Origin of the sequence: Corallococcus sp. CA041A, from assembly GCF_003612075.1 — a bacterium.
Taxonomy (GTDB): Bacteria; Myxococcota; Myxococcia; order Myxococcales; family Myxococcaceae; genus Corallococcus; species Corallococcus exiguus.
Genome location: NZ_RAWF01000009.1, coordinates 1 through 15,362, shown reverse-complemented (window position 1 = coordinate 15,362; position 15,362 = coordinate 1). Strand labels below are relative to the sequence as shown.

Below are 15,362 nucleotides of genomic sequence, written 5' to 3'. Positions count from 1 at the left end.
GGGCGGGCCGGGGCGGTCCTCCCGCCCCGGCCTTCTCCTCAGTACTGGACGGTCGCGGTGTAGGCGAAGTGGTCGGAGCCGTACTTCTCCAGGCGCTCGGCGGGACCGGTGCCGATGCCCACGCTGACGTAGATCTGATCAATGGGCACGCCGCTGACGCCCGCCGTGTTCAGGTGGTTCATCCCGGGGATGTCCTGCGACAGCGCGCGGTTGAAGTCCCCCACCAGGACGACGGGCAGCCCCCGGCCGCGCAGCTCCGCGACGACCTCGCGCACCACGGTGTTGTGCGTCCGCCAGCGGTCCTGACGCTCCGGGTGATCGCCGTTCCAGGCGCCGGAGATGTAGTGGGTGTTGATGAACGCCAGCTTCTCGCCGGTCGCCAGGTTCTTCAGCACGACCCAGTTCACGAAGCGCGACGGCGTCACGTTGGCCTCACCGCCGTGCGTGAGTCGGGAGCCGTCGCCCGTCTTCTCGAACTTGTTCTTGCGCCAGGAGATGGCGATGGAATTGCGCGCGTCCAGCCGGCCGTCACCGGGCCGGAAGTGGGCGTAGGCATCCATCGCATCGAGCTTGGAGTGGCCCTCCGCGGAGTCCACCTCCTGCCAGCCGATGATGTCCGCGAGCGGCCTCGTGTTCGCCTGCCCGTGCCACGTGTTGTGCGTCGCGACCGTGGTCGTCGTGGCGGCGAGCGCCGCCGGTGCTGGCTCCTCGGATGGAGCGGGCACGAGCCCCAGCGACAGCAGCAGGCTGAGGACGGCCGACGACAAGAGCTTGAGCATGGTTCCCTCGGAATGCGCGCCAGGGTCATTCCTGGCGCTTCCGTGGGAAGCTAGCCAAAGCAGTATTCGCTGAAAATACCGCGAAAAATGTTTCCGTCAGCCGAGGACGAAGTCCTTGGGGCGCAGCGGCTCCGGCTGGGGCTCTCCCAGCGATTCCAGCATGTTGATCTCCGCCGTGCGGGACATCGCGAGCAGGGGCAAATCGTTGGGAGCTTCTCCGAAGGGCTCCTCCAGCTCCTCGCTCAGGAGGTCCAGGCCGAAGAACGTGTAGGCGATCATGGCTGTGAGCACCGGCGCGAACCAACCCATCGACTCAGCGAGGCCGAAGGGCAGCAGCAGACAGAAGAGGTAGGCCGTGCGGTGCAGGAGCACCGTGTAGGCGAAGGGCAGGGGCGTGAGGCGGATGCGCTCGCAGGCGGTGAAGATGCTCATCATGGAGTGCACCCGTTCGTTCAAGGCGGCCCAGGTGATGTCGGTGAGGCGGTCCTCACGGAGCAGGCGGGCCAGCTCCAACTGGTGCTCGCGCAGGAGGGCATTCGGGCGGTTGCCGCTGCCCAGGACGCGCGAACGCTCGGGCTCCTCCAGGTGGCGGCCAATGGCCTCTCCGGCGTCTTGCGAGCGAAGGTGCGCGGCGAGCGCATAGGGGAAGGCGATGGTGCGGTGCACCAGTCTTCGTGCCGCCTGCCGTCCCACGACAGGCAGCTCGGCGCGTCCGTCGTCCAGCAGCGCGATGGTCGCGTGGGTGAAGGCGCGCACCTCGATGATGAGCGCGCCCCACTGCTTCCGTCCCTCCCACCACCGGTCGTAACAGGCGTTGTTGCGGAAGCCGAGGAAGATGGAGAGCGCGATGCCGAGCAGCGACAGCGGTGCGGGCGAGGTGATGGGAAGCCGGATGTAGCCCTGCTTGAGCGTCAGGACGACCAACGTGGCGAGCGCCGCGACCCCCAACACATGAGGAAGGACGCGCGGGAGGATGGTGCCGCGCACGACGAACAGGAGCTTGAAGAAGCCAGGACGGGGACGGACGATCACAGGCGCGTCTCGTGCCCCAAATCCCCGACTGCCGCAAGCGGTCCTCGCTGTGACGCCGGGAATGACCCTTGTTCATCCCGGGTGCGCCGTCGCCCTAGACTGACTCCCTCCTGGAGGCTGAATGCACCCGAAGAGACTTCACCGGTTCCCCATGTCCACGTTGCGCTCCCTGACCGTGGGGGTCGCGCTGGTGTGCGCCGCTGGCTGCTCGGACGAAGAGGGCGTGGACGTTCCCAACCCACTGACCAACCCGAAGGATGGGCCCCCGGCCGGCAACCCGAACGCAGAGGCGACGTGCACCGTGCCTGCCGAGGCGGGGCTCGCGGATGTGTCCCGGCCCACCACCGTCGTCGGGACGGGGACGCCGGCCAGCTGTACCTCGGACGCCTTCGTCAATGCCGTGGCGAAGGGTGGGGTCATCACCTTCGACTGCGGCCCGGAGCCCGTCGTCATCACGCTGGACCGGACGGCGAAGGTCTTCAATGACAAGGGGCCGGAGATCGTCATCGACGGCAAGGGGCTGGTGACGCTCAGTGGCGCGGGCAAGCACCGCATCCTCTACATGAACACCTGCGACCAGGCCCAGGTGTGGACGACCTCTCACTGCCAGGACCAGGACCACCCGCGGCTGACGATCCAGAACCTCACCTTCGTGGACGCCAGCTCCAAGAGTGAGAAGGAGTACGACGGCGGCGGCGCGGTCTGGGTGCGCGGTGGGCGGGTGAAGGTCCTCAACTCCCGCTTCTTCAACAACCTGTGCGCGGACACCGGCCCGGACGTCGGAGGCGCGGCGCTGCGGGTGTTCGACCAGTACGACGACCGGCCTGTCTACGTGGTGAACACGACCTTCGGCGGCAAGGAGGGCTACGGCGGGATCGGCTCCAACGGCGGCGGCATCAGCAGCATTGGCGTGTCGTGGACGATCATCAACAGCCTCTTCTCCCACAACCGGGCCATCGGAAACGGCGCCAATCCCGCCCAGCCGGGCACGCCGGGTGGTGGCAGCGGCGGGGCCATCTACAACGACGGCAACACGATGACGCTGTCGCTCTGTGGCACGCGAATCGAACACAACGAGGTCAACGCGCACGGCAGCGCCATCTTCTTCGTGACCAATGACCACTCGGGCGACATTCGCATCGACCGCTCGGTCATCCAGAACAACAAGGGCGGCTCCTGGTACGTGACCTATCCGCAGATCTCGAACCACTCGGACACGCCCATCCGGGTGACGAACTCCACGATTGAGTGATGGCCGCCGTGCTAATCCTATGACCGGGTGAAGTCTGCGGGTTGGTAATGGAACTTCGCTCGGGCCTTCGGCACGGTGAATCGCCAGCGAATCCGGAGTTGCTGGCGATTGGCCCACTTCTGCCATGCCTGCGTTTCGCAGAGAGGCTTGTCGAGCGTGGGGATGCGCCGCGTCCCCAGGCACTGACGAGAGATCTTGGCGCGTCCGTTGCCTTCCCGTCTGTCTCGGAGTCCCTGACGCCCACCCTCCTGGTAGAGCCTTACCGCTACCACCACCGATGGGACTGCGGAGCCCGCGCCCCTGGACGGAACGCGGGCTGGTGAGCGCTGGGGCCGGAGGGCGCCTCGGCTCAGGGCTCAGTTCCCGTGACGGGAGAGCCGGATGTATTTGTCGCTGAGACCACCCGCGATGAGCTTCCCGTCCGACTGGAAGCCGAGGCCCCCGGTCAGGTCATGGCTGTCCACGAAGCCCTCGTACATGAACCCACCGCCGCCCGCGAAGGAGGAGTCCAGAGGTCCCGTCGGGAGGAACCGCAGCAGGGCCGCGTCGTAGTTGTTCCCGCGAGAGGTGAGGCTCGTGTGGCCGCCCGCGACGATCTTCCCGTCCGCCTGGACTGCCAGCCGGGAGATGATGTTGTTGGTAGGACCGAAGCTGAGGTAGGCCTGCCCATTGCCGTTGAAGGTCGAGTCGAACGCGGTGCCGTTCGCGTTCAGCCGGAGGAGCGCCATGTAGTACTGGCTTCCCGAGGGATAGTAGGCATTGCCCCCGACCAGGATCTTGCCGTCGGTCTGCACCGCCACCGCCATGGCCTGGTCGGTGCTCCCGAACACGTCGATCTTCAGAGCGCCTCCACCTCCGAAGGACGAGTCGAGCGCCCCCGAGGCGGTGAATCGCACCAGGCCAAAGTCCGGCGACGCCCCTATCGCGTAGGTGAGCCCTACGGCCAATACCTTGCCGTCCGGCTGCAGGGCCATGTCCGTCATCGAGTCGTTGCGGCCCGAGGGGAAATCGTAGGTTGCCCGGCCTCCGACTCCGAACGTGCTGTCCAGGGCGCCCGTGCTCGTGAACCGGGCCACCACGAAGTCCAGGTTGGTGTTGTTGGAGGAAGACCCCGCCAGGAGGATCCGGCCGTCCGGCTGGATGGCCACATCGATGGCATGGTCAAACATCACGTAATTGTAGATGACCAATCCTCCCGAACCGAACGTCGTGTCGGGAGCCCCGCTGGCCGTATAGCGGACCAAGGCGAAGTCCGTCGCCGCCCCCTGGTCTCGCGTGGACGCAATGACAATCTTCCCATCCGGTTGCAGCGCCCCACGCGCGGAACTGGCATTGCATAAGCCCGAGGCGAGCGTCGTCGTCACCAGGCCCATGCCTCCCGCGAAGGTTGTGTCGACCGTCCCATCGGCGTTGTACCGGGCGGCGTACACGCCACAGCCCGTGTTCGTCCGGAAGCTGCCGGTGACCACGATCCGATCGTCTGGCTGCACCAGGACCGAGTCGGTTCCCAGCGTCGCGCCGCTGAGCTCGTAGAGGGCGATGCCCCCCGCGCCGAACGATGGATCGAAGTCACCCGGCGGGACGAAGGAGGCCAGGGAAGGGCTGCTTCCCGCGAGATCGGCGGAAGCGCTCAGGTCCACGACACGGGACGGAGCGCCCGCATGGAGGGTCAGCGGTGCCTTCGCCGTCTCGGCGAAGGCGGTCGTCACTGGCGTGGACAAGGACAAGGCTGCCGTTGCCAGCAACGACGCGGTTCCTCTCGACATAGACACTCCATTGGGACGCCTACGGGTTATGCAGGAGCGGCGTTCGCATGGCTGTCTGGATTCACCAAAACAGTCCAAGGGCCGTGAAGCCTGCTCATTCATATTAACTTTTGAGAATTGGATTTCAAGATGATTCCTGCAGTCCCAGCTGTGCCAGTCACTCGCATCGCCTCAAGGGTCGTTCATGACTCCGTGGGTCTCAACGGAGGGCACTTGGCTGGGTGGAGATTGATGGGCGGGCTGCCGCTGCTGGAATGGGTACGCCCAGCATCGCCCGCCCGCTCCGGGCGTGAGGCACGTCGGGACTACGCCTACTTCCGCTGTGGCTCAGTACCCACAGCCGCCAGGCATGGCAGAAGTGGGCCAATCGCCAGCAACTCCGGATTCGCTGGCGATGCACCGTGCCGAAGGCCCGAGCGAAGTTCCATTACCAACCCGCAGACTTCACCCGGTCATAGGACCAGGTGCCTGCTCTCTATCGTGCAGCTGAAAGACCGTGAGGACAGACCATGGCGAAGGATTGGGCCAGCACCCTGGTTGAACTGTTGACGTCACCTGTCTCATTGGTAACGGACGTCGTGGATGTTCTCATGGACACGCCTGTTCACGAGCGGTTCTCCAATTCCATCAAAACCGATGTTTTTCAGGATTCACACCTGCGAGACCTGGATAAGGTCAGCACCGACCGAAAGCTCCGCCCTGGAACGATCCTTCGGGTGGGAAGAACAGGCTTTTGGCATTACGGCGTATATATCGGTGGTGATGAAACGGTTCACTTCACCTCGGAGGAAAGTGACACCTCTGAAGACAACCGAGTCATGCGGACCAACATGTCGAAATTCCTCGGTGATGCCGAGGAATTTCAGACATTGAGATTTCCCAAAAAAGTCTGCGGGCGGCGGGTGTATAACGGGAAAGAGACCTGTGCCAGGGCCATCGAAAAAATCGGCTTGGGTGACTACTCCTTTCTCGGTAATAATTGTCAGCACTTTGCCGTCTGGTGTAAGTCCGGAGTCGCGATTTCCGGGCAGACTGTTGTTGTGAATGGAGGCGAATCAGATTCGCCCGTCTATCGCGCCAGGATTGAAGCTTCCACCTCGGCGATGGGGTTGCTGGGCTGGGTCAAGGTTCCGGACCTCATTGAGGTGTTTGGTATTGAAGTGTCAAGAACCCTCTTTGCCTCCAATTACCTGCCGTAGTTGAGAAGACGCGTGGAACGAGCCCTGTACCCTGGTGGCGCGCAAAGGGGGGCGTGCGGCCACCAGCTCATCAGGACAGTTGAGGAGCGAGGCGCCCGCAGCTGCCATCGTCGGCACACACCACCATCAGAACCTGGGGCGAGGACGTCATGGATGGCAGCCGACGTTGCTCGGCGCAGCTGGCTTTGAGTCTTCGAGTAGCGATGCCCAGGCCCGAGCCTTGCCGGCCTTCTCTGACGCAGGTTGGCGCTTCAGCGCAGGCGTCGTTCCTTCGGGGCATGGCGCCATCTGTTACATTCGGCGCCATGCGTGCATGGCTGGGCTTCGTGGTCCTGTTCTGCGCCCTCGGCACTCCGGCCCTGGGCGTCACGGTGGAAAGGGTGCCCCGGCCCGCCGCGGGCTCCTGGACGGTGGACCTCACGCCGTCCCACGTCCTCACTCCAGCCGTGAGGGCGGAGGTCGACGAGATGGCCCGGTCGCTGAACGACCGCGGGCTTGGCCAGCTCATGGTGGTGATGGTGGACACCACGTCGCCCAGGCGCTCGCATGAGTTCGCGCTGGAGCTCTTCAACCACTGGGGCATCGGTCATCCCGGAAGGGACGACGGCGCGCTGCTCTTCATCGCGTACGCGGACCGCAAGGCGGAGATCATCCTCGGAGATGGGGTCGATGAGCCCGACGACCAGGTGGCCAGCGACGTGGTGATGGCGGAGGAGATCGTGCCTGCCTTCAAGCGTGGCGACCCGAACGAGGCCGTGCGCGGGGGCGCGAAAGGCCTGAAGGAGCTCATCGAGGACTCGCGGCTCAACAACCCTGTCGCCGCCGCCGACGCCCCGAGCGCCGCCAGTGACGACGTCGAGCTCACGGACTGGGACCGGGAGGCGTTCCTGAGCACTCCACAGATACACGTGAGCACAGCGGAGGAGTCCTCCTCTTCACCGAACGTCGGCCTCTTCGCGGGCGCCGCGGGCGTGCTTGGCGCGGCGGGGCTCGCGGGCAGTGCCTGGCTCCGCCGTCGTCCGCGCAAGTGCCGGACGTGCGGCACCCTCCGGGTGCGGTTGGGCGAAGCCGAGGATGATGCCCACCTGGACGCGGGCCAGCGGTCCGAGGAGGCGCTGGGCTCCGTGGACTACGACGTCTGGTGGTGCAGTCCGTGTGAGGACGCGAGCGTCGAGCGCTACGGCCGGTTCTTCTCGGGCTTCAAGCGCTGCAAGCGGTGCAGCTACGTGACGGGCAAGCAGACCTCGCGCACGCTGCGGAGCGCGACCTACGACCACGGTGGCGAAGTGGAGGTGACGGTGCGCTGTGGGCACTGCGACTTCGTGTCCACCTCGCGCCACTCCACGCCCCGACGTACCCGGCCCTCGTCGTCGAGCTCCTCCAGTTCTTCGAGTTCCTCCCGCTCCTCGTCGTCAGGAGGCGGGCGCTCGTCGGGAGGCGGCTCCAGCGGGAGCTGGTAGGGACCCCCGGCCGCTCAGGGGCGCGGTGTCGCCCAGAGGGCGCTGTGAGCCTCCGGCGCGTCCGGGGACTCCTCCGCCGTGTAGAAGTAGGCCGCGACCGTGGCCCGGCCCCGTCCTTCAGGGCACGCCAGCGCGGCGGGGTGGCCGTGCCAGTGGGTGTCGCCGTGCGCCATCACGACCAGCCGATCCAGGACCGGAGCAATGCGGGCCTCGCACCGGGAGAGGTCGGCGTTCCACAGCTCCAGGTCGCCGCCCCATTCGGGCTCCCAGCCCGGGTTCAAGTAGTACAGCACCGTGAGCCGCCGTGTGAGCGCACGCATGCGATCGCGGTTGAAGTCGGCGTGGAGCGCCAGATGGCCCCCGCGCAGCGTGAGGTGCAGCCCGGCGCCCCGGAAGTGCGGATCCGCGATGAGTCCTTTGATGCCGGTGATCGTCTCCAGGAAGTCGAGGAACGACAAGCCCGAGAACTCCGCGAGCAGGTGCCGGAGCGCGCCGTGCACGCCCTCGAAGGCCTTGCGCTGAAGCTGTCCCAGGCGGGCCGCCTGTTCCGGATGATCACGGCGCAGCCAGGGGGCCCCGGTCGCGCCTGGAAAGACGCCGGCCAGCTCCGTCGCCAGCCGCTCTCCCAGGAAGCCGTCGATGACGACGTGCGGGTGGGGCCGGGCGGCGCCGTAGGTGTCGCGATGCGCCAACCCGAGCGAGCGGAGCGCCGTCCGGCTGAGGAAGAAGCTCGGGCCCAGCAACGGGCCTTCATCGACGGTTGCGACGCTCACGGGACCTCTTCCTCGGGGGGGTGCTGGCGGCCGATGATGCCATGCGCACGAAACGCACGTCTCTTCCGGCCTCACCCGGGGGCGTCGCCTTCGGTCTCGAGGAGTGCCGCGAGGAACAACGCATACGTCAGCTCGGCGACGGGCCGACGCTCCCGCCGGGCCTGGAGGCGCAGCGCCTTGGGCAGGGAGCAGGACTGGCCCCGTTCACCGTCGCGCATCTGGACATAGCCTCGCGGGGAGTAGCCCATCACCTGCCAGCCCATTTGACACAGCGCCCGGCTGAGGTCGTCGGTGAGCTGGTGATGGAGGGCGCGAGCGATGGGGACGGGGCGGAAACGCTCGCTCGACCAGCCTTCCGTGTCCTCGTGCCAGCCGCGCGCGCGCAGGTAGTTCACCTTGCGCGCAAGCGACAGTCCGCCGACGTGGCGCTCGAGCTTCATGGGACCCCTTTGGAGCGGGCGTGGAGCATCGCTCCCTTGCCTGGCGTTGCCATATTCCACACACCCACAGCGTCCCCTCCAGTCCAAGATTCTCGTTCCACATCGACCGGGACGAAACGCCCCGGAGGCCCGAAGACCATGGCGACGACGACTCGCGTCCCCCAGACGATTGACGCCTACCTGGCGGCCGTATCCGATCCAGCGGCGGAGAAGACCCTGAGCGCCTTGCGCACGCAGCTACGCAAGCTGCTCCCCAAGGCCACCGAGACCATCAGCTACCAGATGCCCGCCTTCAAGGTGCACGGGGACATCGTGGTGGGCTTCGCGTTCTTCAAGAACAACTGCGGCTTCTACCCCGGCAGCGGCAGCGTGGTGCCGGCGCTGAAGTCGGAGCTGGAGGGCTACACCACGTCGAAGAGCGGCGTTACCTTTCCCCCGGACGAACCGCTCCCGGCGAAGCTGGTGAAGAAGCTGGTGCAGGTGCGGCTCGCGGAGATCGCCGCGAGCGCGAAGAAGCCCGCAGCCGCGAAGAAGTCTCCCGCCAAGGGCTTCCAGGTGGGCGTGGTGCGCACGCTGCCCATGACGGCCCCCGCGCTGTGGAAGTGGCTGACGACCGGGGCGGACGCCTGGCTGGGAGCGGGCGCGACGCTGAAGCCCAAAGCCGGCACGCCCTATTCGGTCCCCAAGCGCCGCGGAGCCCCTTCCGTGAGTGGCGAGGTCCGGTCGGTGATTTCAGGCCGGCGCCTTCGCATGACCTGGCAGCCGGAAGGCTGGACGAAGCCGGCGACGTTGCAGTTCACGGTGACGCCCAAGACGAAGGGCGCCTCCCTGCTCGTGCAGATGGAGAATCTCCCGGACGCGGAGACCCGCGAGGCCATGCGCGAGCGCTGGTCGGACATCCTTGCCCGGGTTGCGTAGAGGCCACCGGGGTGGGGGATTGACGTTGCGTCCACCCACCCTGTACCTCCAAGCCCTCACCGCCGAGACGCCGCCCTGGGGGGCTGGCCGGTGGTGGAAGAGGGGACTCACATGCAGGCCGTGACGAAGTGGGGGGCTCTCCTGGTGGTCCTGTGGTTGGGCCTGGGAGGGTGCTCGGACGCGGGGCGTCCGGGGGCTGGAGTGTCCCAGAAGCAGAGCTCACGCGCCCAGGCGCTCGCGGCGGGGCAGGCCCGGCTCCTGCGCGACATCCACGCGGGAACGGCCGGCACGACCTACGGAAAGAGCGGGGGCGAGGGCCTGCGTGTGGGCCGCACGCTCTTCTATGTCGCATCCGACCTGAGCAACGGGGGCGAGCTCTGGAAGAGCGATGGCACCCCCGAGGGCACGGTCCTGGTGAAGGACATCCGGCCGGGGCCCAACAGTTCGAACCTGGCCTACTTCGTGGAAATGGACGGCATCCTCTACTTCTCCGCCACCGACCACTCCGGCGCCGAGCTGTGGCGCAGTGACGGCACCCCGGAGGGGACCTGGCGGGTCAAGGACATCGCCCCGGGGCCCGACAGCGGCGGGCCGAGCTTCCTCTCCCGCGTGGGCCACCAGCTGTTCTTCATCCGCACAAGCGAACTGTGGAAGAGCGATGGCACCGAGGCGGGCACCGTGCTCGTGCGCTCCTTCGAGGGCTCCATCTATGACACCATCGGGGAACCCACCGTCTCGGGCGGGACGCTCTTCTTCTCCGCGAACGAGCCGGGCTACGGCTGGGAGCTCTGGAAGAGCGACGGCACTCCCGAAGGCACGGTCCTGGTGAAGGACATCCAGCCCGGCGAGGGACATTCCCAGCCCACGAACCTGAGGGATGTGAAAGGGACGCTCTTCTTCACCGCGGATGATGGCGTGCACGGCAACGAGCTGTGGAAGAGCGACGGCACGCCCGGGGGCACGGTGCTCATTACGGACGCGCGCCCCGGGGTCGGTGGCCTGTTCATCTACGATCCAGGGGTCGTGGGCGGGACGTACTACTTCGGGAGCGATGGGCTGAAGGGCGAGGGGGTCGAGCTGTGGAAGAGCGACGGGACGCCCGAGGGCACGGGGCTGCTCAAGGACATCAACGAGTGGGACAACAGCTTCCCTCAGTCCTTCATCGAGCTGAACGGGGTGACCCTCTTCATCGCCGAGGGCAAAGGGATCGGGTACGAGCTGTGGAGGACCGATGGTACGCCCGGGGGCACGGTGCTGGTGAAGGACATCTGGCCCGGGGGGTACTCCTCCTTGTCCTGGTCCTACTTCCGGGTGGTGCTGGACGGGGTCCTCTACTTCGTCGCGAATGACGGCGTGTCCGGCATCGAGCTGTGGCGGACCGATGGCACGTCCGACGGCACCTGGCGGGTGAAGGACATCAACCCGGGCTCCGAGGGAAGCGGACCCAGCAAGATGCTGATGCTGGAGGGCCGCCTTTATTTCTTCGCCTTCGACGCAGCGGTGGGCTCGGAGCTGTGGACGAGTGATGGCACCGAGGCCGGCACCGTACGGCTGACGTACCGGGGCCCCTCGACGGTCGGCTCTACTCCCCAGAGCTTCGCGGACATGGGCGGCACGGTGTTCTTCTCCGCGGATGATGGCGTGCACGGCAACGAGCTGTGGAAGAGCGACGGCACGCCCGAGGGCACGGTGCTGGTCAAGGATGTGTCACCGGGCTCGAATGCCTCGTTGCCGGTGGTGCTCACCCGGGTCGGAGAGACGCTCCTCTTCTTCGCCTACACGCCCGCCACGGGCCATGAGCTGTGGAGGAGCGACGGCTCCGCGGCCGGCACGGTGATGGTGAAGGAGATCCGCCCCGGGACGGAGGGGTGTGAATGCAGCGTGCTCGGGGTCTACCAGGGGATGCTCTATTTCCTGGCCCATGATGGCGTGTCCGGCGTGGACCTCTGGCGCAGCGACGGCACCTCCGAGGGCACGGTGAAGGTGCAGGACTGGCCCTACGGCCTGTCCAGCGGCGTCAACCCCGAGCCGGTCCAGATGGGTGGCGTCCTGTACTTCATCCGTTACACCGCGCTGTGGCGCACGGACGGGACGGACGCGGGGACGTGGATGGTGAAGCAGCTCGCCACGGATACGCGCCGTGATGCCTACCAGCTCACCGCAGTGGGGAACCGGCTCTTCTTCCGCTCGTTCGACTACAGCTACGGCTCCGAGCTGTGGACGAGCGACGGCACGCCCGAGGGGACCGCGCAGTTGAAGGACCTCTGGCCCGGCATCTATGGCTCCAAGCCCTCATCGTTCGTGGGCCTGAACGGAAGGGTCTACTTCGCCGCGAACGACGGCATGTCTGGCAACGAGCTGTGGACGAGCGATGGGACGCCCGAGGGCACGGTGAAGGTGAAGGAGCTGGTGCCGGGTTATGGCGGCACCGGGCCCATGTTGCTGACGCGCGTGGGCGGGACGCTCTACTTCGCCGCCACCGACGCTTCAGGCGCCCCCGTGCTGTGGAAGAGCGATGGCACCGAGGCGGGCACCGTGCGCGTCAAGGGACCCATGCCGGGCCTGCTGGGCACCGGAGACCCGATGTCGTTTCTCGCGCTCGAACCCGAAGGCATGTTGCTGTTCGCCGCCGCGGATGCCGCGTCCGGTGTCGAGGTGTGGAGGACGGACGGGACGGAGGCGGGCACCGTGCGAATCACGGACATTGCGCCGGGGCCAGGCTCTTCGCGCCCGCGCATGTTCACGCGCAGCGGCAACCGCATCTTCCTTTCCGCGAATGACGGCTGGACGGGCTTGGAGCCCTGGCTCATCCCCCTGCGGGCGGTGACCGGCCCCGTACCGCCGACCGTCACCTGCCCCGAGGATGTCACCGCCGAGGCCACCGGTGTCGCGGGCGCGGACGTGAGCCTGCCGGAGGCTCGGGCCTCGGACGACACCGCCCCGCCGCAGGTGACGTACAGCCCCGAGTCGGGCAGCACCTTCCCGCCAGGCGACACCCAGGTGTCGGTCACGGCGCAGGATGAGGAGGGGCTCACGGCCACGTGTACCTTCCATGTGCTCGTCCGCGACACCACCGCGCCCCAGCTGACGTGTCCGGAGGACGTCTCCGTCACCGTCGAGGACGAGGCTGGGAACACCGTGGAGTTTCCTCCCGCCATCGCCGTGGATCTCGTCACGGCCTCGCCCGTCCTGACGTACAGCCGGGCTTCGGGCAGCACCTTTCCGCCCGGGACGACGCCCGTCACCGTCACCGCCGAGGACGCCGCGGGCAACCGCGCCACGTGCGACTTCCAGGTGTCGGTGAACGTGAAGCCGTCCCCCTTCGATGCGGGGACGGAGCCGGACGCAGGGATGGAGTTCGACGCAGGGACGGAGGTGGACGCAGGGACGGAGGTGGACGCAGGGACGGAGCCGGACGCTGGCCCGCAGACGCCGGACGCGGGGACGGAGTCGGACGCGGGGACGAAGCCAGACGCGGGTGTGCCGCCCATCCCGGATCCAGGTGGCACGGGGTGCGGATGCGCGGCGGGCAGTGGTGTGCCCGTGAGCGCTGTCTGGGGGATGCTGGGGCTCCTCGGCGCGATGGCGGCCCGGCGGCGCTCCATCTCCTGAGCGCCATTCGAGTGGTGCGGACCCGGGATGCCCTGGCCCGTTCCGGCCGGGGCCCCCGTGCTCAGGTCGCATGGGAACCCCGGGTTCATCTACAGGCGGAACTCCTTCTCCAGCAGCTCCGCCGCGCGCGCGGCTCCAGCCTCCGCTCGCAGCTCCATCCGAAGGGCCGCGAGCCGGGTCGCGACGGCCGGGTCCTCCGTGAGCTGAAGCAGCGCGGAGCGGAGCGCGTCGGGCGTGGCGTCATCCGTGTCGAGCCGCCTCGCGATACCGAGCGCGACGAGCTGGTCGGCATTGGCGAACTGGTCCGTCGCCTGAGGCACGGCAATCATGGGCACCCCGCAGTACAGGCCTTCCTGCGAGCCGCCCATGCCCGCATGGGTGATGAACGCATCCGCCTGTTCGAGCACCGCCAGCTGTGGCACCCAGCGGTGGACCTCCACGTTGTCTGGGATTGTTCCCAGGTCCTCCAGCGCCACGTGCTTGCCGATCTGCAGCACGACGTGCCAGCCGGGAAGCCCTCCAACGGCAGCGAGGCATGCGCGGTAGAAAGCGGGCTGGCGGGTAAAGGTCGAGCCGAGCGACACCAGCAGCACCTTCCGGGCGCCTGGCGGACGCTGCCACGAGCCCTGTGCCGAGCGATCCCCGAAGCACGGCCCCACGAAGGTAAAGCGCTTGCGGTCCACCCGGTCCGCCTGGGGTTGGAGCGCGCGTGGGATGAGCACCAGCCCGCGCGCAGGCTTCCCGACGAAGAGCATGGCGTCGGTCTCCGCAACGCCGCACTCCTTCAGCCAGGCGGAGTAGCGCTGGTAATGCGCCACGGCGCGCGGCTCGGTGCGCAGCATCTCCACCATTGCGGCCATGTCCTGCTCGTAGCCTTCCCAGGCGACGGAGGAGGGTGAGAGCTGGACCGCGGGAATGCCCCAGTTCTCTCCGAGGATTCGCGCCGTGGAACAGCCGATGTCGTAGAGGAAGAGATCCGGCCGGTCGTGCTCGTAGGCCGCGCGCAGCTGCGGAAGCATGGACATGGCGTCATCCAGGAACATGTCCAGCTGTCCCATCAGGTCGTCGGGCCAGCATGTATCCGGCGCCCCTTCGCGGGGGAGCAGGGAGCGGTAGGGGCGCAGTTCCGCGCCCGTGCGGCTGATGGGCTCGGCGAAGGCCGCGTCGTTGGCGTACGTCACCCGGTGGCCTCGGGACACCAGCTCCCGGATGAGCTCCAGGCTCGGATTGACGTGGCCATGGGCGGGGATGCTGACCATCGCGATGTGGGCACGGCGAGACATGGCACTCTCCTGGCGGAAGTTGGCGAGACGAACCGTCTCGTTTCGAGAAGGTCCGCTGGAAGTGGGTGGATGTCAAGACGAGACGGTCCGTCTCGTTTGCGGTAGGCTGGCGGCCGATGGCTGACCCGAAGACCCCGGAACCGTCCCGCCGCAGTGAGCGCTCCCGCCAGGCCATCCTCACGGCCGCCGTCGAGCTCGTTGGGGAGGTGGGCTATGCGCGTTTGACGGTCGAGGCGATCGCGGCGCGCGCGGGGGTGGGCAAGCAGACCATCTACCGGTGGTGGCCCTCCAAGGGGGCGGTGGTGCTGGACGCCTTCGTGGAGCTGAGCGGCGGCAACCAGCCCGCGGCGCTGCCGGACACGGGCAACCTCAAGTCCGACCTGAGGGCGGTGCTGCGCGCCACGGTGCAAGAGCTCACGGATCCGCGCTTCGACCTGCCCTCGCGGGCGCTCACCGCCGAGTCCCAGTCGGACCCCGCGCTGGCCCAGCAGTTCGTGGAGGCCGTGCTGCGACCCCACTTGAGGGCGGTCCAGGAGCGGCTGCGCTCGGCACAGCAAGCAGGCCAGGTCGCGAAGGGGGTGGACCTGGACGTCGCGGTGGAGCTGCTCGTCGGGCCGCTCTTCCATCGGTGGCTGCTTCGCACCGCGCCCCTCACGAGCGCGTACGCAGACACCGTGGTGGACCTGGTCATCGCCGCGCTGCGGCCCCTGCCCAAGGGACGCTAAGCCATCCGGGGTAAATCTTTGCCTAGGGAGGTAGCATCCACCGCTGCCCTGCAGGAGGGCAGGAGGAGCGGTGGATGAGCCGAAGCGGCAACCACCTCAAAGTGACGGTGCCACAGCGCCGAG

At 67.4% G+C, this 15,362-nt stretch carries 12 protein-coding genes; 6 read left to right on the top strand and 6 right to left on the bottom strand.

The features are described from left to right. Window positions 1-38: 38 nt before the first annotated feature. Both D7V77_RS02870 and D7V77_RS02865 read right to left on the bottom strand, forming a co-directional pair. Window positions 39-779, bottom strand: coding sequence for an endonuclease/exonuclease/phosphatase family protein (locus tag D7V77_RS02870; protein ID WP_120574744.1), 741 nt, complete (start codon window positions 777-779; stop codon window positions 39-41). A gap of 96 nt (window positions 780-875) precedes the next feature. After that, a complete protein-coding gene (locus tag D7V77_RS02865) occupies window positions 876-1,811 on the bottom strand; it encodes a bestrophin family protein (protein ID WP_120574743.1) in 936 nt (311 codons plus the stop codon). A gap of 121 nt (window positions 1,812-1,932) precedes the next feature. On the opposite strand from D7V77_RS02865, the gene D7V77_RS02860 reads away from it, so the two are divergent. Next, window positions 1,933-3,063, top strand: a complete 1,131-nt coding sequence (locus D7V77_RS02860; RefSeq protein WP_120574742.1) for a hypothetical protein — start codon at window positions 1,933-1,935, stop codon at window positions 3,061-3,063. Between the two features lie 356 nt (window positions 3,064-3,419). On the opposite strand, the gene D7V77_RS02850 is transcribed toward D7V77_RS02860, so the two are convergent. After that, window positions 3,420-4,808, bottom strand: coding sequence for a delta-60 repeat domain-containing protein (locus D7V77_RS02850; protein WP_158624287.1), 1,389 nt, complete (start codon window positions 4,806-4,808; stop codon window positions 3,420-3,422). Between the two features lie 530 nt (window positions 4,809-5,338). Here D7V77_RS02850 and D7V77_RS02845 point away from each other — a divergent pair. Together D7V77_RS02845 and D7V77_RS02840 are read left to right on the top strand one after the other, a co-directional pair. Beyond that, window positions 5,339-6,028, top strand: a complete 690-nt coding sequence (locus tag D7V77_RS02845) for a lecithin retinol acyltransferase family protein (protein WP_120574740.1) — start codon at window positions 5,339-5,341, stop codon at window positions 6,026-6,028. 305 nt (window positions 6,029-6,333) lie between these two features. Further along, window positions 6,334-7,488: a YgcG family protein gene (locus D7V77_RS02840; RefSeq protein ID WP_120574739.1), complete on the top strand. Its 1,155-nt coding sequence runs from the start codon at window positions 6,334-6,336 to the stop codon at window positions 7,486-7,488. A gap of 14 nt (window positions 7,489-7,502) precedes the next feature. Here the strand turns inward: D7V77_RS02840 and D7V77_RS02835 are convergent, their stop codons facing one another. Then, complete coding sequence (locus tag D7V77_RS02835) at window positions 7,503-8,261, bottom strand: 2OG-Fe(II) oxygenase (protein WP_120574738.1); 759 nt, start codon at window positions 8,259-8,261, stop codon at window positions 7,503-7,505. 71 nt (window positions 8,262-8,332) lie between these two features. Beyond that, window positions 8,333-8,701, bottom strand: coding sequence for a hypothetical protein (locus tag D7V77_RS02830; RefSeq protein WP_120574737.1), 369 nt, complete (start codon window positions 8,699-8,701; stop codon window positions 8,333-8,335). A 138-nt stretch (window positions 8,702-8,839) separates the two neighbouring features. Here D7V77_RS02830 and D7V77_RS02825 point away from each other — a divergent pair, with 138 nt between their 5' ends. Both D7V77_RS02825 and D7V77_RS02820 read left to right on the top strand, forming a co-directional pair. Then, complete coding sequence (locus tag D7V77_RS02825; RefSeq protein WP_120574736.1) at window positions 8,840-9,619, top strand: DUF1801 domain-containing protein; 780 nt, start codon at window positions 8,840-8,842, stop codon at window positions 9,617-9,619. 111 nt (window positions 9,620-9,730) lie between these two features. Then, window positions 9,731-13,231, top strand: a complete 3,501-nt coding sequence (locus D7V77_RS02820; RefSeq protein WP_120574735.1) for an ELWxxDGT repeat protein — start codon at window positions 9,731-9,733, stop codon at window positions 13,229-13,231. Between the two features lie 89 nt (window positions 13,232-13,320). Here the strand turns inward: D7V77_RS02820 and D7V77_RS02815 are convergent, their stop codons facing one another. Next, on the bottom strand, window positions 13,321-14,514 hold the full coding sequence (locus tag D7V77_RS02815) for a macrolide family glycosyltransferase (protein WP_120574734.1): 1,194 nt from the start codon (window positions 14,512-14,514) through the stop codon (window positions 13,321-13,323). A 116-nt stretch (window positions 14,515-14,630) separates the two neighbouring features. Here D7V77_RS02815 and D7V77_RS02810 point away from each other — a divergent pair, with 116 nt between their 5' ends. Continuing rightward, window positions 14,631-15,239, top strand: coding sequence for a TetR/AcrR family transcriptional regulator (locus D7V77_RS02810; protein WP_120574733.1), 609 nt, complete (start codon window positions 14,631-14,633; stop codon window positions 15,237-15,239). Window positions 15,240-15,362: the final 123 nt, after the last annotated feature.